This is a genomic window from Nocardia sp. NPDC052316 (assembly GCF_044547795.1).
Classification (GTDB): domain Bacteria; phylum Actinomycetota; class Actinomycetes; order Mycobacteriales; family Mycobacteriaceae; genus Nocardia.
Genome location: NZ_JBIUBB010000006.1, coordinates 484874 through 506086 on the forward strand (window position 1 = coordinate 484874; position 21213 = coordinate 506086).

The window sequence follows — 21213 nt, forward strand, 5'->3', positions numbered from 1 at the left end:
CCTAAGTCCGGGCCGCCGCGGCGCGTGCGAGATTTACGACGCGCCTGGTAACCGGCGCACGCCCGCGGATACTTCGGCGGCGAGGTCGTCGTAGCCGACGGCCAGTTCCGCGAGCCGCTGCCAGGCGTCCCACAGGTCCCACTCGGAGGCACTCGCCAGCGCGGCGTAGGCGTTGGCGGTGAACTGGGCGAGCCGGTCGATCACGGCACCGACCGTCTCGGTGTGCACATGCGCGGCACCGTGCGCGGGTGGCAGCTGGACGGTGATCCAGCGGTCGATGTCGCGCACCAAACTCGCTCGCAGCGCGTCGATTTCGTCGGTGACCTCACGGCCCGCGCCCAGCCTGCGCTCGTGCAGCGTGGTTAGTTCGTGCGCACACCGCAGCAGTGGGTTGTTCTCCGGGTGCTCACCCCGGCACGCCTGCAGCACTTGATGTTTGGCGGGGAGTTGGCCCGTCGTCATCGCAGACCTGTGTTCCGGCACGAGCGTACGGTGTCCACGATCGAGGTACCGGAGGGGCGAAAGCCGTTCTCCGGCGCCACAATCCATTCCCGATACCCGGCGTGCACATCGGCGGGCGAGGGCAGCGCGATCTCGCCGCCGATCGGCACGATCGAGACGTTGAGCCGGAACAGTTCCGCGAACAGCCGGACGTCGTCGGGCAGATCGGGCCGGACCAGGAATGTCCAGCGCTTGGAGCGCACATGAGAGATGACGGGGCCCAATGGATTTCGATGATGTATCAAATCGTCGTGGACCTGCTGACCGAGCGCGGCGGGCATGGTTATCGCGCCGACGAATCCGGCGCGGACGATGATCCGGCCGATCTCCGGAAGGAATCCGGCGGGAAGGTCGCAGGTGTGTCGGTAATAGGCGCATCGGGCGGCTGGGGTTTCCGCCAACGCCAGTTGGTCCATGAGAAGAGCCTCGACTAGCATCGTGTGTCTGGTGAAGCCGCCCGAGCTGGTGCGTTATGGACACTGAGGGTGACCTACAACACCGTTCGGGCGTGATCTCAGTAGAGCACTCCATGTCGGCGCATGAACGTTCCGTTCAATTAGTTCTCGAGAAGTTTGCCTGGGAGTTTCGCGCCGTCCGCCCAGCTGACGTGCAGATCCGCACCGCTGCACGTCGCCACGCGATTCCCGGCGTCAGTCGCGCGGCGCAATATTGCGAACCCGGGGTACTTTAATACTTGATTTTCAGGCGACCGGAGGCCGACAACGCGCGCACACCACTCCGACGTCGTACTCCGAATCATCCTCGAGGAGTACGCCGCCGACCGTGCCGGCGGCAGCAAACTCAGGGTTTCTCACCGATGTGCTGCGACGGGCCCGTCCCTACGCTGATCGGTATGACAACGATTGCTCTCGCTTCCGCCCCGGCCCTGGCCAGTACCGCCGAAACGGCAGGCTCGATCGCCCTCGGCGTTTTCGCCGTCGCCGTCGCGCTCGGCGCCCTCGTCTTGTTCATCGCAGGCGTGGTGAGCGCGCTACGGTCCAGCAACTACGAAGCGGCCGGCAAGGCGATCTGGGTGCTGCTCATGCTCGCCTTCCCGTTCCTCGGCCCGGTGGTGTGGTTCATCTGGGGCCGTAACTCGACCATTCAGCCGATGCGGCCGAACACCGCCCTCTGACACCTCACGGCGTCGTACGGAAGAACAACACGCGATCACCGTGCTCGGCGAGCGGGGTGGTCGCGCTGATCTGCCGAAGGCCGCTCGACGGAAGATAGGTCAGGTTGGCGAACATCTGGGTATTGCCGAACGCCGCACGCAGTTTCGTCTCGTTGGCGCGGTCGGCGTTCAGATCGGCCAGCATCTTGAAGTCCAACGGCGCCAACGGTTTATCCAGCGGCGCCTGCCCGGCCGGACGACCGAGCGCGGCGTACTGGGTGGCCGCGCCGTGTTCGTACCAGCACAGCTCGTAGGCGATATGCTCGGTCACCGTGATCGCGGCCACCGGCCAGTCCTGGGACAGTCGCATCGCGAGCGGATGCTTTCCGACCGGCGTGAGCTCCCAATTCAGACTCATCACCGTTACCCAGCCGCCGTAGGGCTGATCGATCAGCACCACATCGTCGCCGAGCTGCTCCGCGGTGTTGACCTCCGCGTCGCCGATCTTCCAATGTTGTTCCTGCTCACCGAGGTAACTGGCTCGATCGAGCGGATAGGCGTCGTCGGTCGCGTACGCGCCGATGATCGCCGCGCGGATCTGCGCGATCGCGTCCGGCACCGGGCAGTACACGCTCAGCGCGCCGAAACTGGTGCCGATCTGGACCGGCATCGACGGCGGATCGGGCTCCGCACCGGGCAGCAACGGGCGCAGACCGACGAGCGCCAGCTTCCAGTTGAGCTCCTCGACGGTCGACAGATCGCCTGAGGATTTGAACAGGATCTGCTGCTGGGTCAGCCGTCCGGCCTGCTCCAGCGTGCGGCAGCCGAGCTCCGCGAGCGCCTTGTACGACTTCGGGGTGAGGTCGAGATCTTGAATCCCGCACGCGCGCAGCCGGATCGACATGCTCGTCGAGGTGAACGCGGAATACCGTTCGCGATACATCGAGAGGGCCTGTTTGCGGGAACGGCCCACCATAAGGGTGCGCAGCAGCGTGCTCAGGCTGGCCAGGTACTTACCCGAGAGCTCCGGATTCGCCGCGGCCAGCGCGGCGCGAATCCGGGCCGCCTCCTCGGTGGCCGCGACGGCGGCGTCCTGATCGAGGCGCCCGAGCCACACACCACACTTCGACAGCCCGTCGGCGCACAGCCCCGCCACCTCCGGGTGGATGCGTGCCACTTGCCGGTAGGCGTCGCACGCGCGCCGGATGGTGGTGGTCGCAAGCTCCCGGCGACCGCTGTGCCGAGCCGCGAGCTCGACCGACCGCAAGGCCTCGTTCAGCTCGCCCGCCAGGCGCGCGTTCAGCACCTGGCCGGTGGACAGCAAACGCAGCCGGATACCGACCGCCTCTTCGGCGGGCGCCAGCGCGTCCCTGGTCCGATCCCGTGCCGACCCATCGGTCTTGGTGGCGATGAAGCCCTTCGCCAGATCGGCGAGCGAGGTGGCAAGTCGCAGATCCGCCTCGACCGAACGATCAAGCGCCGCATACCGATCCGCGGCGACCCGACGCTCCAGCGCGTCCAGATCCATCGCGTCCCTCGTTTCCAGCATGATCCTCCGCTAACCGGCGGCGTCGAGCCACCCGCACCTTCTGCGCACGAGTCTGTCACGGTTACCGGCTCGGCGCACGAGGATCTTCCTCGGGTGATGTGGGCGGGGTGTGCTTCGGACCGGTGGTGTCGATCAACCTTCCAGCAGCAGGGTGACCGGACCGTCGTTGACCAGCTCGACATGCATGTGCGCGCCGAATCGACCGGTGGCGACCGTCGCGCCGAGTTCGCGCAGTGCGCGCGCGAATGCCTCGACGAGGGGTTCGGCGACGGAACCCGGCGCGGCCGCGTTCCAGGACGGCCTGCGGCCCTTCGCGGTATCGGCGTAGAGCGTGAACTGGCTCACCACCAGAATCGGTGCGGCCAGATCGGCGGCGGAGCGTTCCCCGTCGAGAATCCGCAGCCGCCATACCTTGTCGGCGAGTGTCTTCGCGGTCGCCTCGGTGTCGCCGTGCGTGGCGCCGACCAAGGCGACGAGCCCGTGCGGAATGCCCGAGGCCGCCGGATCGATGCGGCCGACGATGTCGTTGTCGACGCTCACCTGGGCTGAGCTCACTCGTTGCAGTAGGACTCGCACAGCCATTGATCATGCCGTGCGGCAGGGCGGTGGACACACCGGGTCGGGAGTGCGCCTCGGCTACCAGAGGGAACGAGGCCGAACCTCGTTGGCCAAGTCGATCAGCGCGTAGCGATGCAGCCGATTCGGCGTCGTGCGCGCGACCGCGCGCAACACCGACTCCAGCCCGCCGCGCAGACCCGCCTCGGTGTAGCGGAAGCCGAGGATCGTGGTGGGCGGCGCTTCCGGTCGCCCGCCCCGGTTCAGCCAGGCCAGCGCGGCACCGAGGACTATCGCCCGCAACTGCATCAGTCGCGGCTCGTCCGGTAGCGCGTGCAGGTGCGCCGCCGCCGCATCGAGGTCCGCCTGGGTCAACTCGTCCACCGGCCTGGTGACCAGCAGCAGGCACGCGGTCATCCGTGCGGCATTGTGGTGCCGCGAAGAATCCGGCACCTGCTGCATCGTCGCGACGGCGGTGGCGATATCCCCGTCGACGGCCAACCGTCGCACCAGACCGAACGCCGCGCTCGCCACCCCACGGGTATTCCGCCAGACGGAGCGGTAATGCTCCGTCGCCGCCCGGTGCCACCGCTGCGGTTCTTCGGAGTTGTCCTCCGTCTGCAGGAGCAGCTCGGCGGTCGCGGCGAGTGCCAGCAGCGGCGCGATCTCACCGGGGACCATGGAGTGCACGCGATCGAACTGCTCGTACGCCGATTCGTACGCGGCGCACGATAGTTCAGCGATGCCGGTGTACCAGTCGATCCGCCAGTCCGTGCGATAGTCGGCCCGCAAGCGCGCCAGGCTTTCCCGCGCCTGCTCGACCTCCCCGAGATCGAGGTGCGCGCGCACCTCGGTCAATGTGCCTTCCAGGTCGAAACTTTCGGGTGTGCCGACAACTCCCGCGCTCATGTCGGCGGTGCTCTGGCGCAGCGTGTCGAGCGCTTGCCGCGGATCGCCGTGCAGCAGCGGCGACAGCAGCTCCGAACTCGGATCCTCGCTGTCGATCAACGGCACCGGCAGCGCGGCGACGACGCTCTGGGTATCGAGTACGGGCAGGCGATGGGCCTCATCGACGAAGCCGACGTTCTGCCGGATCAGCGTGTCGATGCCGAAATCGCCACGTGGCGAACCGAATACGGCGGAGGTCTGCGGATACTCGCGGTTGGTGTCCTCGGCGAGGACCGCGCGGAGTACGCCGGCGAGCTGGCGGTACATCGCATACGCCGAGGGAAAACGTTGTGCGGGATCGGGATCGGTGGCCCGCCGCAGCAGCCGCTCGAAGGACGGATAGCGACGCAGCACCGGTTCTTCGTCGGCCGACGGGAGGCCGGGGAGTTTCGGGCCGCGCGGCTCGGTGGGCATATCCAGCGTCAACGCGGCCAGTGTTCGTCCGACCGTGTGGATGTCGGAGGCCACGGTCGGGCCGGTCTGGGTGAACTCCGGGGCCTGGTACCCGTGCGTGCCGTAGAGACTGCCGCCGGATTCCCTGGCCGCCACCGCGCCGAGGTCGATGAGTTTCACCTCGTCCTCGGTGACCATGATGTTGTCGGGTTTGAGGTCGTTGTAGGCCAGGCCGAACGAGTGCAGGTAATCGAGGGCGGGCAGCACCTCCATCACATAGGCGATGGCCTCGGCGACGGGAATGCGTTCCGGCGCACGCAGATCGAGCATCGTCTTCAGCGATTGCCCGCCCACGTACTCCATCACGATGTACCCGCACGGAATACCCTCCGCGGACCGGTGTTTGACGAAGTTGAAGATCTTCACGATCCCCGGGTGTGCCATCTCCGCGAGGAATTGACGTTCGGCGAGCGCCACCACATGGGCTTCGAAGTCGAGCGGGTTCTGCAACCCCTTCAAGACCACCCAGCGGTCGCTGACATTGCGATCGAGCGCCAGGAAAATCCAGCCCATCCCGCCGTAGGCGAGGCAGCCCTGCACCTCGTACTGGCCGGCGATCAGATCACCGCGGGCCAGCAGCGGTCGGAAGTTGAACGGGGAGCCGCAGCGGGGACATTTGCCCGCCGACGCGCCGGCACCGCCGGCGGCCGAGCGGCCGACAGGCTTCTGGCACTTCCAGCAGAACCGCTTGTCCTCGGGAACTTCGGGATTGCGCAGCATCGCGGTGGCCGGGTCGACCTGCGACACCCGAGGTAGTTCGACCAAGCCCGCGCTGAGGCGGCGCACACTGCGCGACCGGACGCTACGGCTGGACCGGGCTTCGGCCTCCGACGCGATCGAATCGTCGTCGGCCTGCCACGCCTCGGTCGCCGATACCCGTCGGGTCGCCCAGGGAAAGGTGGCTCGGTACGCCATTTCGGTGGGGTCGCGAATCAGTGTGCTCGAGCGGGGGACCGGGGGAGGATCGTCGGAGCCACTGAAGTGTTCCGGCATTCGACCCTCTCAACACCCACGAAGACAACATCGGGCCGACACCGCCACGCCCCGCAGCTCCGGTGGGTCGCCGTGCTGCGGAGCGGGCGGGTCAGGTCGGCCTTAGCGCGATTCTGCCTCATCGTGCCGTGTCGTGCCGTTGCTTGTGCCGGATATATCGGCGATGCGGTGGTCGCGGTGCGCCGGCGGGCGCTCGGCCAGCACCGGGAACGCGCCGGTGAAGCCTGCGCGGATCGCCGCGACATGCAAGACCCGGCGTCGCGCGAGGAACCAGCCGCCGACCAGGGCCGGAACCATGATCACGCCCATCGCGATGACGGCACCGCGCTGCACGTCGCTGTTGCTGAACAGCATGAGCGCGACCACCGCGGCGAGGAACACCAGCGTCGCGATGCTGGTGTACGGCGCGCCGACCAGGCGGAAGGCGGGGCGCACGAGCCGCCCCTCGCGGGACCACTGCCACAACTTGAGCTGGCAGAGCACGATCGCCGCCCACGCCGTGATGGTGCCGAGGGCCGACATGTTCAGGACGATCTCGAAGGCTTTCTCCGGGACCAGGGCATTGAGGCCGACACCGACGAGCGCGACGGCGCCGGTCGCGAGGATGCCTACGTAGGGCACGCCGCGCCGGGACATCAGCGCCGCGACATTGGGCGCACTGCCGTTCATCGCCATCGAACGCAGGATCCGGCCGGTCGAGTACAGCCCGGCGTTGAGGCTGGAGAAGGCCGCGGTGAGGACCACCAGGTTCATCAGCGTGCCCGCGCCGTCGATGCCGATCTTGGAAAAGAACGTGACGAACGGGCTCTCGCCGGCCTTGAAAGCGGTGTAGGGCAACAGCAACGAGAGCAACACCAGCGAGCCGACGTAGAACACCGCGATACGGGCGATGACCGAGTTGATCGCGCGCGGCATGATCTTTTCCGGGTTCTCCGCCTCACCGGCCGCGGTGCCGATCAATTCCACTGCGGCATAGGCGAAGATGACGCCGGTGGTGCACAGCACGACCGGGATCAGGCCGTTCGGAAGCAGGCCGCCGTTGTCGCTGATCACGCTGATGCCGGTGCTGTTGCCTTCGATCGGGAACCGGCCCGCGAGGAAGAAGGTGCCGACGATGAGGAAGCCCATGAGCGCGATCACTTTGATCAGCGCCGCCCAGAACTCCATCTCACCGAACCACCGCACCGACACCATGTTGATGCTCACCACCAGTGCCAGCGCGATGAGCGCGATGGTCCACTGCGGGATGACCTGCAGGCTGCCCCAGTAGTGCACGTAGGTGGCGATCGCGGTGATGTCGACGATGCCGGTCATGCACCAGTGGAAGAAGTACATCCAGCCGACCCCGAACGCCAGCTTCTCGCCGTAGAACTCGCGGGCGTAGGAGACGAACGAGCCGGAGGACGGTCGATGCAGGATCAGCTCACCGAGTGCGCGCAGGATGAAGAACACGAACACGCCGCATACGGCATACGCCAGGAAAAGCCCCGGCCCGGCTTCCTTCAGTCGGCCGCCCGCGCCGAGGAACAGCCCGGTGCCGATCGCGCCGCCGATGGCGATCATCTGTAGCTGCCGTGGGCGCAGTGCCTTGTGATATCCCACATCCTCGGCGTGTAGCGCCCGCGCGGCCGACTCCTGCGTCGCTGAGGGAGGTCGAACGATGGTCATGCATGGCCTTTCCTGTGGCGGCAGTCATAACGCTCAGTAACGTACCGTTATTTAACGGCACGTTCAATGGGCACATATGATTGTCATCTGAGGTCACGCGATCGTCATCTGGCGAGAGCCAACGGCTATCGGAGGGCAAACCGTTCCGGACGGCTTCGGTCGGCACATCGGCTCGGGAAAGCGGGCTCAGCGAACGGCCTGCGGTCCGCGATTGCGGCGCAATGGTGAAGTACCGCACCCTCGGACCAGCGATCAACCCATGTTTCGGTGTGGTTTCCTTGAGATATGGCAGCGGGTACGGAGTTTACGATCGACGAGTTGGCGCGTGAGGCGGGTACGACCGTGCGGAGCCTTCGTGTCTATCACGAGCGTGGGGTGCTGCCGCCCCCGCAGGTGAAGGGGCGAACCGGCTTCTATGGATCCGACCATCTCAACCGGGTGCGCACCATCGGCCGGTTGCTGGATCGGGGCATCAAGCTGAACGGCATCCGGGAACTGCTCGAGGCGTGGGATCGCGGCGACGACCTGGGCGACATCCTCGGCGTTCCGGAGCCCGAGGCGCTCGCGCACGTCGCGATGCCGACCGAGACCGCAGTGCCGATCCATCCCGACGCGCCACCCGCGGTCAATGAAATGGTCATTGCCGCAACGGAACTCGCGGATCTCTACCGCGACGTTCCGCAGGGGCTGGCGCGGGTCGTCGCGTCCGGTATGTACGAACCGCTCGACGCGGCCACCTATCGCGTGGCGGACCATCAGCTCGTTCGAATCGCTCAGCAGTTGGCGGCGTCGGGCGCGCCGCCCGCGCAGGTGCTCGATGAAGTGGAACGGTTGCGCGGCGATTGCGACCGCATCGCACGTCGCTTCGTAGACGGGTTCGAGCGCACGGCTTGGCGGGCGTTCCGGCAATCGGAGCGGACGTCGGCGGATCGGGCCGAGCTTGCCGAGCGCGTCGCCGCTGTTCGGGTTGTGCCTGGTCAGGTGGCGGCCGAACTGGTCGATCGCTTCGTCGCCAAATATCTCGAACGCGATATCCCCGAGTTGGCGGACGAGTTCCCAGGTCAGTAAGCCGGATCGGTCTCATTCGGGGGCTCGTGCGCGCCTATAACTTGCCGCTGGACAGCGGTACGTTGTTCAATGTAGCGTCGGGGTTGGGATCTGGGGGCATGCGCAAAGCGACGCCAAGCTGAGCATGCCCCCGGAACCTTATGGTCTGGCCGCTCGCTCGGGCGTCCGCCTGTTACCCGGCTGCGGCGTGCCGAGATGCCGCGCAATCCAGCGCTCCTTTGGCGACGTGACCGTGCCGTCGTCGGTTGGTTCAAGTAGGCGAATGTGGTGCCGGCTGATAACTGCTCCGGTGACGGAGTGTTTGCTTTCCAGGTCTGCAGTCGGCAGTGCCCTGTCTGTCATTGCTCCAGAGGGTTGCAACACCTTGTGCGCCAACGCTTCGGCGGAGGCCGCCGACCGGGTCGGCGACGTCTATGGCAATCCATGGCCGTGGGCTCGATTCGTTCGATGACCTCGGTGTCGACCACAACTGTCCGGCCGCCCGTCGAACATCAACGCATATAGCACATTTCGCTGGATCAACGGCTAGATGTACCCACCTGTTGCATGTAACTGTCGCGGCACTCTCCGTTCATGTGCGGGCAACAGGGGAGTTGCTATCGACTGTCATCGTCGGATGCGTACGAGCTGAGGTGGGTGCGGGTGACCGCACGTACGCGGAGGGAACGCGGTGGCGGACAAAGTCCAGTACGAGTCGGAGCTGTTCTTCAAGGCGGCCAGGAAGACCGGAGACGCACGCGACCGGATCAACGGGGTACTGAACACCTTGCAGGCCTCGATCAACTCGCGTGGCAACCCTTGGGGTAACGACACACTCGGGCGGAGCTTCGCGAACGGGGCGGATGGCTCGGGCGGCTACACCTCCTCGCGCGACAACATCATCAAGGGCGCGCAGAACATCGCTGGCTCGCTCGGCAACTTCTCCACCGGCCAGACCAAGAGCGCCAAGCTGCTCGAAAAGATGGAGAACGGCAACCGCGATGGCTTCGACTGAGCCACGGTCCGTGCGCAGCTGAGGACCGGGCAAGCCGAAGCGCGTCCGGTCACCGAGCTCGTCGCGTGCGGCGGCCCGGGCACCGTGTCGCGCTGCTGACAGCGGGATAACCGAACATGATCGAACTACCTGGCGCGCTGCAATGGCTCGAGCCGATCGTCGGCATGGAGTGGCCGGAGGGCAACGAGGACCAGATGTGGGCGCTGGCCCAGGACTGGCACACCGCCGCCGACGAGCTGCGCGCCGTGCTCCTCGATATCGACGCGGCGAAGAGCGCGTCACTGACCGCCTATCCGGTCGGCGAGGGCGTCGAAGAGATGATCAAGGGCTTCGACAGCATGCGGTCCGGCGACGGATCGGACCAGGATCAGTCGGTACAGAAGCTGGCCGAACTCTTCGACCAGATCGGTGAATCCGCGCACAGCGTCGGCACCGAGATCGAGTACGCGAAACTGATGTACTGGAGCTCGCTCGGCCTGCTGGCCGCCGAACTCGCTGCCGCGTGGCTGTTTCCGCCGACCGCGCCTGCGGTCCAGGCGGCCGCGATCGGTATCACCCGGGTGGCGGTGCGCATCATCGGCCAACGGGTGGTCGCCGCGATCGCCAGGCACGTCGGCAAGCTCGTCGCATCGAAGTTCGCGCAATTCATGCTGCGGCACGTGGCGATCGATACGGTGCTCGGCACGCTGCAGGAGCTCGGCGTCCAGCAGTGGCAGGTATCGCAGGGGAATCGCAAGGAGATCAACTGGGAGCAGGTCGCGGTCACCGCCGTCAGCTCGGCCGCCGGTGGGGCGGCGGCAGGCCCGTTCGGCGACTGGCTCGGCAACAAGCTGAGCGCGGAGATGAAGCCGTGGATGCGTGCCGCGATCACCGGCCCCGCCGCCGGGTTGGTCGGTGCCGGAGCGGGTTTCGTCGCCGCGACCGCCACGCAGTTCGGGATCGACGCCGCCCAGAACGGGTGGGGCGATGCGTGGGACAACCTGAAGAACACCCAGGTCGATTGGCGAATGTTCACCGCAGGCGCCTCGAACGGCGCGATGTCGGCGTTGAACAAGGTTGGGGCACAGCACGCTTGGGGAAGCATGCGGCCGGAGATGTTCGGCGGACCCAGTTTCGGATCCCGATTCGAGGATGTTTTCAACACGGCGGGCAGTGACGGGTCGAGTGCGAATGATGGTGCGCGTGCTGGGCTTCGGCCGGATGGTGCCGGGTTGCCCGCAGGCGCCGGGGACGGCAGCGGGCGGGGTACGTCAGGTGGCGACGGCCGAACTGGGGCGGGTGGTGACGGCCGAACTGGGACGGGTGGTGACGGCCGAGCTGGGACGGGTGGTGATGGCAGGGGAGCAGCGGGTGACGACGGCCGGAGTGCGGCGGGCGACGAAACGACCCGGCCTGCCGGAACTTCGGCGGCCGACGGCAGGGGTGCCGGGGGAGATGCCGATGCACGGCAGGCCGGAGCGGACGCGGCCACCGGCCGGGACTCCGGCGAGACCGCGGGAACAACCGACCGATCAGGTGACGGAAGCGGATCGACTGACAGTGCCGCAGATCGGTCGAGCGACAACATATCCAGAGATCGCGCCGCCGGTGATGCGACGTCGGACACCCGTTCCGCCGGTGAAAACCAAACCCGGGCAGGCGATAGCAGTACACGATCGCTCGATGGTGCGCCTGCAAGCGCGGACCGCATTGCCGCACAGTCTGATTCGGGCGATGCTGGAACCCAGCGGGCGGGAACCGCGCCAGCGGATGCCGTGCGCGGGGTCGGCTCCGACGGCCTGATCGGCGCGTCAGCTACCGGCGATGCCCCGGTTTCGGTGCACAACAACGCCGGTGACGGGGTGGCCACCACCGCACCGGCCCATGCCGCACCCACCGCAAACCCAGCCTCCACTCCCGCGCAGCCGACCACGGCAAACCCCACCGGTGGCGGCGAAAGCCGAAGCACCCCGGCATCGTCCACTGCTCCTCGCACGGCATCGCCGGACCTACGCGCGCAGACCGGCTCCGACACGCCGCGGGTCGAGCAACCACGCCCGCAAACGGGCACGGAACCGAGGGCCGGCGCCCCGGACAGCCGCCCAGCCGGCAAGCCCCGCCCGGTGGGCGATCGACCGCGGGCCGGCGACCTCCGTGCGGACAACGCCGCCCCCGGCACAGCGTCGACCCGCACGGGCCTCGCAGACACGGGAGCGCACGGCGCGGACCACCAGTCGGCGGTGCAGTCCGAATCCACCGGTGAGCAGGCTCCGCGTCTACGGGCGGGGGTGGACGGTTCCGCGCCGGTACGGCAGACGGTCGACCCTGAGTCCGTGGTGCCCGCCGATGGTCCGCAATCCCGAGGTGCGGGCGATCCGTCGTCTCTCGACGCGATAGGCCTGCTGCCGCTGGCGGCAGTGGCGGGCGCGGAGTCCTCGCCACGGTCGGATCGGACCGCGCAACCGGAGGCCGTCGCCCGCACCGACGACGGTGCCGCTGCGCCCCCTGATCCGTCGAACGCCGACCATCCGCGCGACTGCGCGGTACGCAGTCTCGAATTGATCCGCCAGATCACCGGTAGCCCGGTGATCGAAGTGCCGACCGGGGAGGTCGGGCCCGATGGTGTGTCTCAGGACAAAATCGAGCAGGCGGCCCAGGCACCGCTCCGAGATGTCGCGGATCACAACGAGATTCGTGACGCGCTGATGTACGAGACGAGGCCGGACGGAAGTTTTGTTCTGGACTCCGACGGCAACCCGATCGAGCGGCCCGACGGGGTGGCCGCGCTGGTCGTAGACGTGTACGGCAAGGCCGATGACGACAACGTCGGCGCGCACGCCTACGTATTGGTCAAGGAGAACGGCGAGATCGTGGTGCACGATCCGACGGTCGGACCCGCGCACCCCTTCCCGCCGATCCTGCCTGGTTCGGACTATCCGGTGCAGCTCACGCGCACGATCCTGTTCGACGAGGACGGAATTCCGCAACAGCGCGACGATGCCGGGGTACCGCCACGGCAACCGGCCCTGCACAAGGTCGACGTCGGTCAACGGCCGCCCGACCCGGACGGCGAACCCGCCGAACCGGCCTCGGGCTCGAACGGCGGGGCACGGAAACCGCCCATCGAACCGCCCGCTTCGCCCGGTGACCCCGGTGACGAGTCGACATCGAAACCGGAGCAAGACAACGACACCGGTGCACCCCCTGTGCTGGAGCCGGACTCGGTGGTGCTCGCCGACGACGCCCATCCGCTCACCCTCGACGTCAACGGTGAACCGGTGCCGCTGGCTCTTCAACCGGACGGTGAAAACCGTTGGCGCGCGGTACCCGCCGACGAAGGCGGCTCGCCGGCCCGGCCGGAGGGCTCCGGCGAAGTGGAGAAGAAGTCGCGAGTTCGCAACGCGTGGGAACGGTTTCGGGACCGGACCTACGTGCGGGGCTATCAGGGCGACAACCCCAAATATCCGTCGGGATCGGGCGAGGACGGCCGCGGGCAGACCGCTCTGCGTGACGGCGCCGTCGCCGCACCGGACCTGTTCGATCCACCGCCCCCGGCTCCCGCGCCGACTCCGCCGCCCAACCCGGATGTCCCGACCATGGGACCCGCCCCCGCTCCGGAAGGCTCTGGTGGCGCGCCCAACGTCGCTCGTATCCTCAAAGAGGGCGCGACGATGTGGCTGAACCGCGAACACGTCCCGATTCTGGGTCAGCTGTCGGGACGCGTTCCCGACGCGGCGGGTGACTACGTAGCGCCGCGCACCGCCGACGGTGCGGAGTATCGATTCTGGGTCAGCGATGCCGACCCCGAGCTGGTTCGGCAGACCATTACCGATCTGTATGAAGTGCAACGGATTTCGGCGGAGAAAGCCAGAGCCGTTCTCGAAGACGCGCTCACCGTCGCCGATCCGGAGCAACGTCAGCGGATCGTCGACGATATGGAGCGGTTGGGGTTGGTCTCCGAGGAGGAGGCCAGGGCGCTCGAGCAAGAACCGCCCCCGCCGCCGGAGCCGGTGGCCGAGCCGGATGGGCCACCACCGGAGAACGAGTCGCTGTCCGAGCTGGCCGATCGGCTCGGCTTCGATCTGCCCGACGAGGATCCGGCGACGGTCCGCAGGCTGATCGACGAGCAGGAGTACCGCACGCTGCGCGAAGCCGCGGCGATCGAAGGACTCGCAGACGCGTTCCGGCGCTACAACGAGGAACAGACTCGTCCTTACACCACAGAGGATGTGGCGGGACGAGACTCGCGACCAGCCCTCGGCGAAAGCGAGCAGCGGAATCGACCGCCCGGCGAACTCGAGGGGCCCGACGCACGCAGGCGCGACGAGGACGACGACGAGGACTACTTTCTCGACGACGACGACGATCTCGACGAGTCGGACCAGCGTCCCGTCCGGCGCGGCGCTCCGGACCCGGCCGGTCAGCCCGTCCCGTACGCCGACGAAGTCAGTTTCTTCGACGACAACCCGATGGGCCGGTTCCTCAAAGAGATCAACGCGGCCTTCAACGGTTCGCCCGGCGTGCAGAACTACACGCCGGTCGGCAACGGCGCGGACCCGCTGAAGGAATGGGGTGATATCGGGCCGGAGGACGACGAACTCGGTCGTGACCAGGGACCGCGCGCGTTCTTCGAGCACGCACTGCGCCGCGACCAGCTCCGCGACGAATTGTCCACCTGGGCACAGATGTTCGGGCTCGACCTGGACACGTTGAGCACCCAACGGCTCGCGGAACTACGGGCCGAGAACCAGGCCCGCGCCGAGCGGGTCGCCGAGTTCGCCGAGGCCGCCGAGTTCCGCCTGTATCCCCAATCCGACGATCAGCCACCCATCGGGCAGCCGTACGGCGACCAGGTCGTCCGCATCCCGGTTGGCGAGGGGGTGCCGGATCGGCTCGTGGTCATCGATGGGCCGCAGGATCGCTCCGCCGCGCTGGCCAGGGCGCTCGCCGAGAACCCGGACCTCGCGCAGGCGCTCGATCGCGGTGAAGTCCAAGTGGATTACCACTCCGCGCGTACGGACCGGGCCGGCCGGATCTACCTCGACCCGGTCGAGACTCCCGACATCTACCACCATCGGGAAACCATCGACGGTCGCGAGCTCGCGGTAACCCTGGTGCGCGACAGCGATGGTCAGTGGCGGCTCGTCGTGCTGGACCCGGCCGACATACCGCACAGCGAACCAGCCGCCGGGGACCCTCCGGAAGCGCCGTCGCGGCCACGCGCCGAAATCCTCGCGGAACTGGTGGATCTGGCGCAGACCCTCGGGCTCGGCCCGGAGTCGTTGCACCCCGATCGGCTCGCGCAGACGATCGCGGATCTGAAGCTGGACAACGCCGTTCGGGCCGGGCAGATCGAGGCACTCGCCGACTTCGCGCGCTCGATGAACGACATCGCGTCCTTCAACGACATCAGTGATGCGCGTAGCCAATTGGCCACCCGCCTCGGCATTCCCGAGGCGGAGCTGACCCCGCAGCGCCTCGCGGAAGGGCTGACCGACAGCGACTTCCGCAATGCGTTGCGCGCACAGCAGGTAGCCGACCTCGTCGCCTACGCCAAGCAACTCCGCGATCTCGACCCAGCCGCCTTCGTCGCCGCGCGCGACCAGCTGGCGCAGCGGCTCGGCGTGCCGCCGTCGGAGCTGTTCCCGCCGAAGTACACCAAGAACGCGGCAGGCCGCCTCGTGCACGGGCTGGACTCGAACAGCCTGGATCCGAAGAAACTACGCAAGCTGCTCGCCCGGATGGAACGCGACGGCAAAGAAGACCTGCTGACCGACGCGCTCAGGGAGTACGCGGACGCCCTGATCAGGAGCGACCCATACTCCGACGTGCCGCGCGGTGACCTATCCGCCGATCCACGCGTCACCGGCGAGCCGCCGGTGCACGACCCCGACGCGATCCACGCACTGCGCGACATCATCCGCGACGCACTGAGTTCCGGGGATCCGCTCGACTTCGGCCAGACGCTCGCCGACCATCCGAGGCGACCGGACGGCGACGGTGCGTGGGATCGCGACAGCGACGCCGCGAGCAACCGACCCGACCCCAACCGGGACTGGGCCCGGCTGGTCGGCGTCGATCTCGCCGGTGCCGACGACGCCACCTTCCGCAAGGTGTACGAGGCGTATCGCGATGGAAAGATCGAAAAACACGAAGGGCTCAGCCCCAGCGAGCTGGCCGCGGAAATCACGAAGATGCGCAACGAGGTCCTGCAGCGCGCGGCGCAAATCCGGGACCTCGCCGACCTGACGGCGGAGTTCTACCGAGCACCGGAGTCCCTCGGTTCGAGCGACCAGTCCGGGCGTCCCGGTGAAGGTCCTCCCACGCCGCCTCCGTCAGACGGACCCGACGAGAACGGACCCGCCCCGACCTCGACCCCCAGCGACCCACCGCCCCGACGGCCCAGTTCAGGCGGTGCCGCCGAACGATCGGGTAGCAACGGTCAGCCACGCGTAGAAGCACCCGGGACAAAGGCGGATGACACCCCGGGTAGAGCTGAGCAACAGCCGAATTCGGAGAACAAGCCTGACGATCCCACTCGTCCGGCGGAGACACCGCCACCCGCACCCGAGGATCCGTCGACCGGCAAACCGGAAGTGCGCGAAGACCGATCCGGTTCGGACACGGAACCGGACGGACGCTCGCGGATCGACGAAGCGTTGTCGCGCGAGGTGGCCGCCCTCGATGAGGCTTATCGGCGTCACTCGGAGCAGGCTGACGCCGAGCTGCAGCGGGTGCTGGATCATCTCGAGCAGGTCGGTCGTGATTTGTCGGGTCGACTTGATCCGGGTGATGTTGTGCCGGAGTCGGGTTCGGCTGATTCGGTGTCGCGGATCGATGAGGCGCTGGCGCGTGAGTTGGCGAAGGTGGACGAGGCCTACCGGCGTCATGCGGATGAAGCCGACGCTGAGTTGCGGCGGGTACTCGATCATCTCGAGCAGGTCGGTCGTGATTTGTCGGGTCGGCTCGATTCGGGTGATGTTGTGCCGGAGTCGGGTTCGGCTGATTCGGTGTCGCGGATCGATGAGGCACTGGCGCGTGAGCTGGCGAAGGTGGACGAGGCCTACCGGCGTCACTCGGAGCAGGCCGACGCCGAGCTGCAACGAATACTCGATCACCTCGAACAGGTCGGTCGCGATCTGGCAACGCAGGTCGATCCGCATGACGTTGGGCGCGAGCCTGATTCGGCAGACCCGCAGTCCAGGATCGATGAGGCGCTGGCGCGTGAGCTGGCGAAGGTCGATGAGGCCTACCGGCGTCACGCCGACGCAGCCGACGCTGAACTGCGGCGAGTCCTGGACCACCTGGAACAGATCCGCAACGATCTCACCGCCCAGCGCGAACACCAGCACTTGATGGCGGATCTCGAAAACGCACACCGCGAGATGTCCGCCAAATTCGATGAACTCGCGCGGCGCGCCGCCAACGGCCCCGAGGAGCAGCCACCCACCACCGCCGCCCCACCACAGGACCCGCCGGCGGACCCGGCAGGATCGGCAGGCCGCACCCCGCCGCAGCATCCAGATCCCGGCGCAGGCAATGCCCCTCTGGCCAACAACTCCGAGCCGACCGTTTCCCGCGAACCCGAGATCGACCCGGACGGAGTATCGACCCACCTTCCGTCGCAGCATCCGGATCCGGCTGCGGGCGGCGATGAGTCGGGCAACAACACCGAACCGACAGCCAACCGTGCTTTGTCGACAGAGCCGGACCCCACTCAACGCACGCCGGGATCGGCAGACGAATCCGCTCCGAGACCCGAACCCGACGACGGCGGTACACGGGCGAATCGCGGAAACGCCGGTGAGCCCCCGGAATCCGATACCAGCGAAGGAGATTCGCGCCGCATCCCACAGTTGCCCGGCCGGGCACTCCGGTCACACATCCCACATCCGCCCAAAGACTACGAGTTCGAATTCCCTGACCCGGTGAATTGGGCACCCAAACCATGGCCCGTACCCGACCCCCAACCACCCACTCCCCCCGAGCCCCCACGACCCCCTGAACCGCCGCGTCCACCGGTGCCGCCCGAGCCGCCGCACCCACCGGCGCCACCTGAACCGCCACGCCCACCGGTACCGCCCGAGCCGCCGCACCCGCCGGTGCCACCTGAACAGCCGCAACCGCCGGTGCCACCTGAACCGCCACGTCCACCGGTACCCCCCGAACCTCCGCGCCCGCCGCTGCCTCCTTGGCCGCCGGTCCCGCCGGTGCCGCCGAATTTGCCTGACCCGCCGGACTTGCCTGACCCGCCGGATCTGCCTGTGCCGCCGGATCTGCCTATCCCACCGCAGTTGCCAGAGCTGCCGGATCTGCCGTCACCTCCCGAGATACCCGCGCCGCCGAATTCGCCGCTGCCGCCCGGGGAGCCGCGCCCGCCGCTGCCGCCGTGGCCGCCCTTGCCTCCCGAGCTGCCGGATTTGCCCGCGCCGCCGAATTTGCCCGACCCGCCGGGCCTGCCGCTGCCGCCGCCGGTGCCGCCGGGCTTGCCGTCACCTCCCGAGGTGCCTGCTCCACCGAATTCGCCGGTGCCACCCGAGGTGCCGCGCCCGCCCTTGCCACCTGAGTTGCCGGATGCGCCTGCGCCGCCGGTTCCGGTACCGCCGGGTCTTCCTGTCTCGCCGGAGGTGCCGGAGCTACCAGGTTTGCCGTCACCTCCCGAGGTACCTGCTCCGCCGAATTCGCCGACGCCGCCTGAACCGCCGCGCCCGCCGGTGCCGCCTACGCCTCCTGAGCTGCCGAATTTGCCTGCGCCGCCGGATTTGCCGGCGCCGCCGCCGGTTCCGGTACCACCGGGTCTCCCTGTGCCGCCGCAGGTGCCGGTGCCACCGAATTTGCCTGACCAGCTGGATCTGCCGTTGCCGCCGGGCTTGCCGTTGCCTCCTGAGGTGCCTGTGCCGCCGAATTCGCCGGTGCCACCCGAAGTGCCGTGGCCGCCCTTGCCTCCTGAGTTGCCGGATTTGCGTGCGCCGCAGCCGGTTTCGGTACCACCAGGTCTGCCGGTGCCGCCGGATCTGCCTGACCCGCTGGACCTGCCGTTGCCGCCGTCGGTGCCGCCGGGGTTGCCGTTGCTTCCCGAGCTGCCTCTTCCACCGGATTTACCGGTGCCGCCCGAGGTTCCGCGCCCGCCGCTGCCGCCAGGTTTGCCCATGCCGCCTGAGCTGCCGGATGTTGCGTTTGTGCCGGGTTCGCCTGTGCCGCCACAGGTAACGGGCTTGCCGGGTTTGCCGGTACCGCCTCAGATGCCGGTGTCGCCGGATCCGCACGCGTTGCCTGAGCTGCCGGATGTTCCGTTTGTGCCGGGTTCGCCTGTGCCGCCACAGGTAACGGGCCTGCCGGGTTTGCCGGTACCGCCTCAGACGCCGGTATTGCCGGATCCGCAGGCATCGCCTGAGCTGCCCCGCACGTTGCTGCCACCCGGTTCGCCGATCTCGCCCGAGGTGCCGTCGCCACCGGCACCTTCTGCCGCGTCGCAGGTGCCGACGCGACCGAACCTGCCTGTGCCTGCTGAGCTGCCGAACCTGCCGCAGTCACCTCAGGCACCGGAGCAACAGAAGCTGCCTCAGCCGTGGGCACCACCATCGGTGACATCGCCGCACTCGTCGACTCCGGCTCCGGATCTGTCGGCTCCTCCTGGTTCCGTGCCACCGTGGTCGCCGGTTCCATCGAATCCGTCAGCGGGCGAGCCGATTTCACCGGGTTCGGCGCTGCCGCCCTTCGCTCCGGTGCCACCCATGAACGGTGCACCGCAGGGTGGCGACGGCGGCCGCAACGCCAATGCCCGCCGGTCGTACACCAGTGACAATCTCAGCGGCACAACGATTGTCGTGCGGCCCTACGTCGGCTACGGCGTGTTCGCCGAGTTCGACCCGCAGTCCGGTGCGCTGCGCGCGACCCCCGCCGATATGAGTCGCCTCGGCGGCGTCTACGGCGATCTGGGCGAAGCCCTGGTAGTGCTGTACCGCCACCACGGCAGGCTGGCACTGCGTATCGGTGAGCGCGACATTGATCTCGACGACCCGGTCACCGTCGACTGGTACCCCGCCGATCAGCGCAACACCAGATTCGTCGTCAGCGTCGCGGGCATCGTGGCCGCCACATTGGCCTACCGGTCCCTGCCCGCCGACATGGATCTCGGCTTGCTGGTCCGTGACGTCGTCGCCGATCCCACCCGCCGCGCCACCATCTTCGCCTGACCGCACGGGGCCAGTGGTACATGACGGCCGGGAAAGAAAGGCCCGTCATGTGCCACTACACAGCAGGTAGTGCCCTGTTCTGTGCACTCTGCCGAGTTGCTGTAACCGTTATTGCCAGCAACCGCCGGGATTGCTTCAATCTATAGATGATCAAAGGTGATCCGGTATCCATGGCCAGTCGTGGCGTGATCTTCGCGATGCAGTCCACGCTCCGCCCACTGGGCGCCCGACTGCCCGCCAACCGGTACGGAGTTGCCGGCGCGCGGCTCGGTTTGGCCGTCGCCTGCCGGATCTGGTTCGACCGAACGCTGCCGACCACACCGGTCGATGTGCCCGGCCCGCGTGGCCGGGCCATGGGGGAGTGGCTCGGCCCGGTGCCGCGGCCGGGTCAATCGCTGATCTATTACCTGCACGGCAGCGGCTACGTCGGTTGCAGCCCGGCCACCCATCGCGGCTTGGTCTCCGAGCTGTCCCGACGACTGGACCGGTCCGCATTCACACTGCGCTATCGCCGCGCTCCGGAGTACCGATTCCCCGCCGCCCACGACGACGTGCTCAACGGCTACCTCTGGCTGCTCGAACAGGGCCACGCCGCGCAAGACATCGTGCTCATGGGCGACTCGGCGGGCGGGCACATGGCCCTCGGGCTTTGCGTTCAACTACGCCAACTCGGTCTACCGCAACCGAAGGCAGTCGTCGGCTTCTCGGCGCTGGTCGATTCGACCTGGGCACTGGCCGACGCCCGCCGCGCCGAGGTGAACGACGTCTTCATGTCCTTGGGCCTCGCTACCAGAATGACCGGGCTCTACACCGGCACAACCCATTTCGATGATCCGCGACTGAACGTGGCCGCCCACGTCGGCCCCGACTTGCCGCCGATACTGCTCCAGGCGGGCGCCAGCGAAATGCTCAGCGCCGACGCCGAGCACTTCGGCACCGCGCAACGCGCCGCGGGCGGCCGCTGCGAGGTGCAGCTGTGGCCGGGCATGTTCCACGTGTTCCAGGTAGGCCATCGGTTCATGCCGGAAGCCCGCGCTGCCCTGAAAGCGGTCGAGCAGTTCGTCGCCGAGATCGAGAAGACGCAGCTCATTCGCGGTCCGCGCTCGGCGTAGCGGTCCGCCGACGCTCGACCGTCACTGTTGAATCTGCCTACCCGTTGTGGCACAGTCGGTCGCGCGGAAAGACGAGGTCCGAC

11 protein-coding genes are annotated in these 21213 nt (G+C 67.8%); 5 read left to right on the forward strand and 6 right to left on the reverse strand.

Going from position 1 to position 21213, the window contains the following annotated elements; all coding sequences use genetic code 11:
• Nucleotides 1-33: 33 nt before the first annotated feature.
• On the reverse strand, nucleotides 34-462 hold the full coding sequence (locus ACIHA7_RS29935) for a DUF4254 domain-containing protein (RefSeq protein ID WP_107654166.1): 429 nt from the start codon (nucleotides 460-462) through the stop codon (nucleotides 34-36).
• Nucleotides 459-917, reverse strand: a complete 459-nt coding sequence (locus ACIHA7_RS29940) for a DNA-directed RNA polymerase subunit beta (protein WP_397294249.1) — start codon at nucleotides 915-917, stop codon at nucleotides 459-461. Before ACIHA7_RS29940 ends, ACIHA7_RS29935 begins: the two co-directional genes overlap by 4 nt.
• Before the next feature lie 437 nt (nucleotides 918-1354).
• On the opposite strand from ACIHA7_RS29940, the gene ACIHA7_RS29945 reads away from it, so the two are divergent.
• On the forward strand, nucleotides 1355-1636 hold the full coding sequence (locus ACIHA7_RS29945; RefSeq protein ID WP_107654168.1) for a PLD nuclease N-terminal domain-containing protein: 282 nt from the start codon (nucleotides 1355-1357) through the stop codon (nucleotides 1634-1636).
• Nucleotides 1637-1640: 4 nt separating this feature from the next.
• Here the strand turns inward: ACIHA7_RS29945 and ACIHA7_RS29950 are convergent, their stop codons facing one another.
• The 4 genes from ACIHA7_RS29950 to ACIHA7_RS29965 all read right to left on the reverse strand — a co-directional run bounded on the left by ACIHA7_RS29950 (nucleotide 1641) and on the right by ACIHA7_RS29965 (nucleotide 7781).
• Nucleotides 1641-3164 carry a hypothetical protein gene (locus tag ACIHA7_RS29950; protein WP_397294250.1) on the reverse strand — a complete coding sequence of 508 codons (1524 nt, stop codon included), beginning with the start codon at nucleotides 3162-3164 and terminating at the stop codon, nucleotides 1641-1643.
• A gap of 132 nt (nucleotides 3165-3296) precedes the next feature.
• On the reverse strand, nucleotides 3297-3740 hold the full coding sequence (gene dtd / locus ACIHA7_RS29955; RefSeq protein WP_397294559.1) for a D-aminoacyl-tRNA deacylase: 444 nt from the start codon (nucleotides 3738-3740) through the stop codon (nucleotides 3297-3299).
• Nucleotides 3741-3800: 60 nt separating this feature from the next.
• Complete coding sequence (locus ACIHA7_RS29960; RefSeq protein ID WP_397294251.1) at nucleotides 3801-6035, reverse strand: tetratricopeptide repeat protein; 2235 nt, start codon at nucleotides 6033-6035, stop codon at nucleotides 3801-3803.
• A gap of 180 nt (nucleotides 6036-6215) precedes the next feature.
• A complete protein-coding gene (locus tag ACIHA7_RS29965; protein ID WP_397294252.1) occupies nucleotides 6216-7781 on the reverse strand; it encodes an amino acid permease in 1566 nt (521 codons plus the stop codon).
• 285 nt (nucleotides 7782-8066) lie between these two features.
• On the opposite strand from ACIHA7_RS29965, the gene ACIHA7_RS29970 reads away from it, so the two are divergent.
• The 4 genes from ACIHA7_RS29970 (at nucleotide 8067) to ACIHA7_RS29985 (ending at nucleotide 21130) form a co-directional block, all read left to right on the forward strand.
• Entirely contained in the window at nucleotides 8067-8849 is a 783-nt protein-coding gene (locus tag ACIHA7_RS29970; RefSeq protein ID WP_397294254.1) for a MerR family transcriptional regulator, read from the forward strand.
• 670 nt (nucleotides 8850-9519) lie between these two features.
• On the forward strand, nucleotides 9520-9843 hold the full coding sequence (locus ACIHA7_RS29975) for a hypothetical protein (protein ID WP_397294255.1): 324 nt from the start codon (nucleotides 9520-9522) through the stop codon (nucleotides 9841-9843).
• 116 nt (nucleotides 9844-9959) lie between these two features.
• Complete coding sequence (locus tag ACIHA7_RS29980; RefSeq protein ID WP_397294256.1) at nucleotides 9960-20018, forward strand: hypothetical protein; 10059 nt, start codon at nucleotides 9960-9962, stop codon at nucleotides 20016-20018.
• A 146-nt stretch (nucleotides 20019-20164) separates the two neighbouring features.
• Nucleotides 20165-21130 (forward strand): alpha/beta hydrolase, encoded by a 966-nt coding sequence (locus ACIHA7_RS29985; protein ID WP_397294257.1) that lies wholly within the window; start codon nucleotides 20165-20167, stop codon nucleotides 21128-21130.
• The last annotated feature ends 83 nt before the right edge of the window (nucleotides 21131-21213 follow it).

Coding starts and splice junctions, on each gene's coding strand:
- ACIHA7_RS29935 (WP_107654166.1), bottom strand. CDS start 462: ATGACGACGGGCCAACTCCCCGCCAAACATCAAGTGCTGCAGGCGTGC.
- ACIHA7_RS29940 (WP_397294249.1), bottom strand. CDS start 917: ATGGACCAACTGGCGTTGGCGGAAACCCCAGCCGCCCGATGCGCCTAT.
- ACIHA7_RS29945 (WP_107654168.1), top strand. CDS start 1,355: ATGACAACGATTGCTCTCGCTTCCGCCCCGGCCCTGGCCAGTACCGCC.
- ACIHA7_RS29950 (WP_397294250.1), bottom strand. CDS start 3,164: ATGCTGGAAACGAGGGACGCGATGGATCTGGACGCGCTGGAGCGTCGG.
- ACIHA7_RS29960 (WP_397294251.1), bottom strand. CDS start 6,035: ATGGCGTACCGAGCCACCTTTCCCTGGGCGACCCGACGGGTATCGGCG.
- ACIHA7_RS29965 (WP_397294252.1), bottom strand. CDS start 7,781: ATGACCATCGTTCGACCTCCCTCAGCGACGCAGGAGTCGGCCGCGCGG.
- ACIHA7_RS29970 (WP_397294254.1), top strand. CDS start 8,067: ATGGCAGCGGGTACGGAGTTTACGATCGACGAGTTGGCGCGTGAGGCG.
- ACIHA7_RS29980 (WP_397294256.1), top strand. CDS start 9,960: ATGATCGAACTACCTGGCGCGCTGCAATGGCTCGAGCCGATCGTCGGC.
- ACIHA7_RS29985 (WP_397294257.1), top strand. CDS start 20,165: ATGATCAAAGGTGATCCGGTATCCATGGCCAGTCGTGGCGTGATCTTC.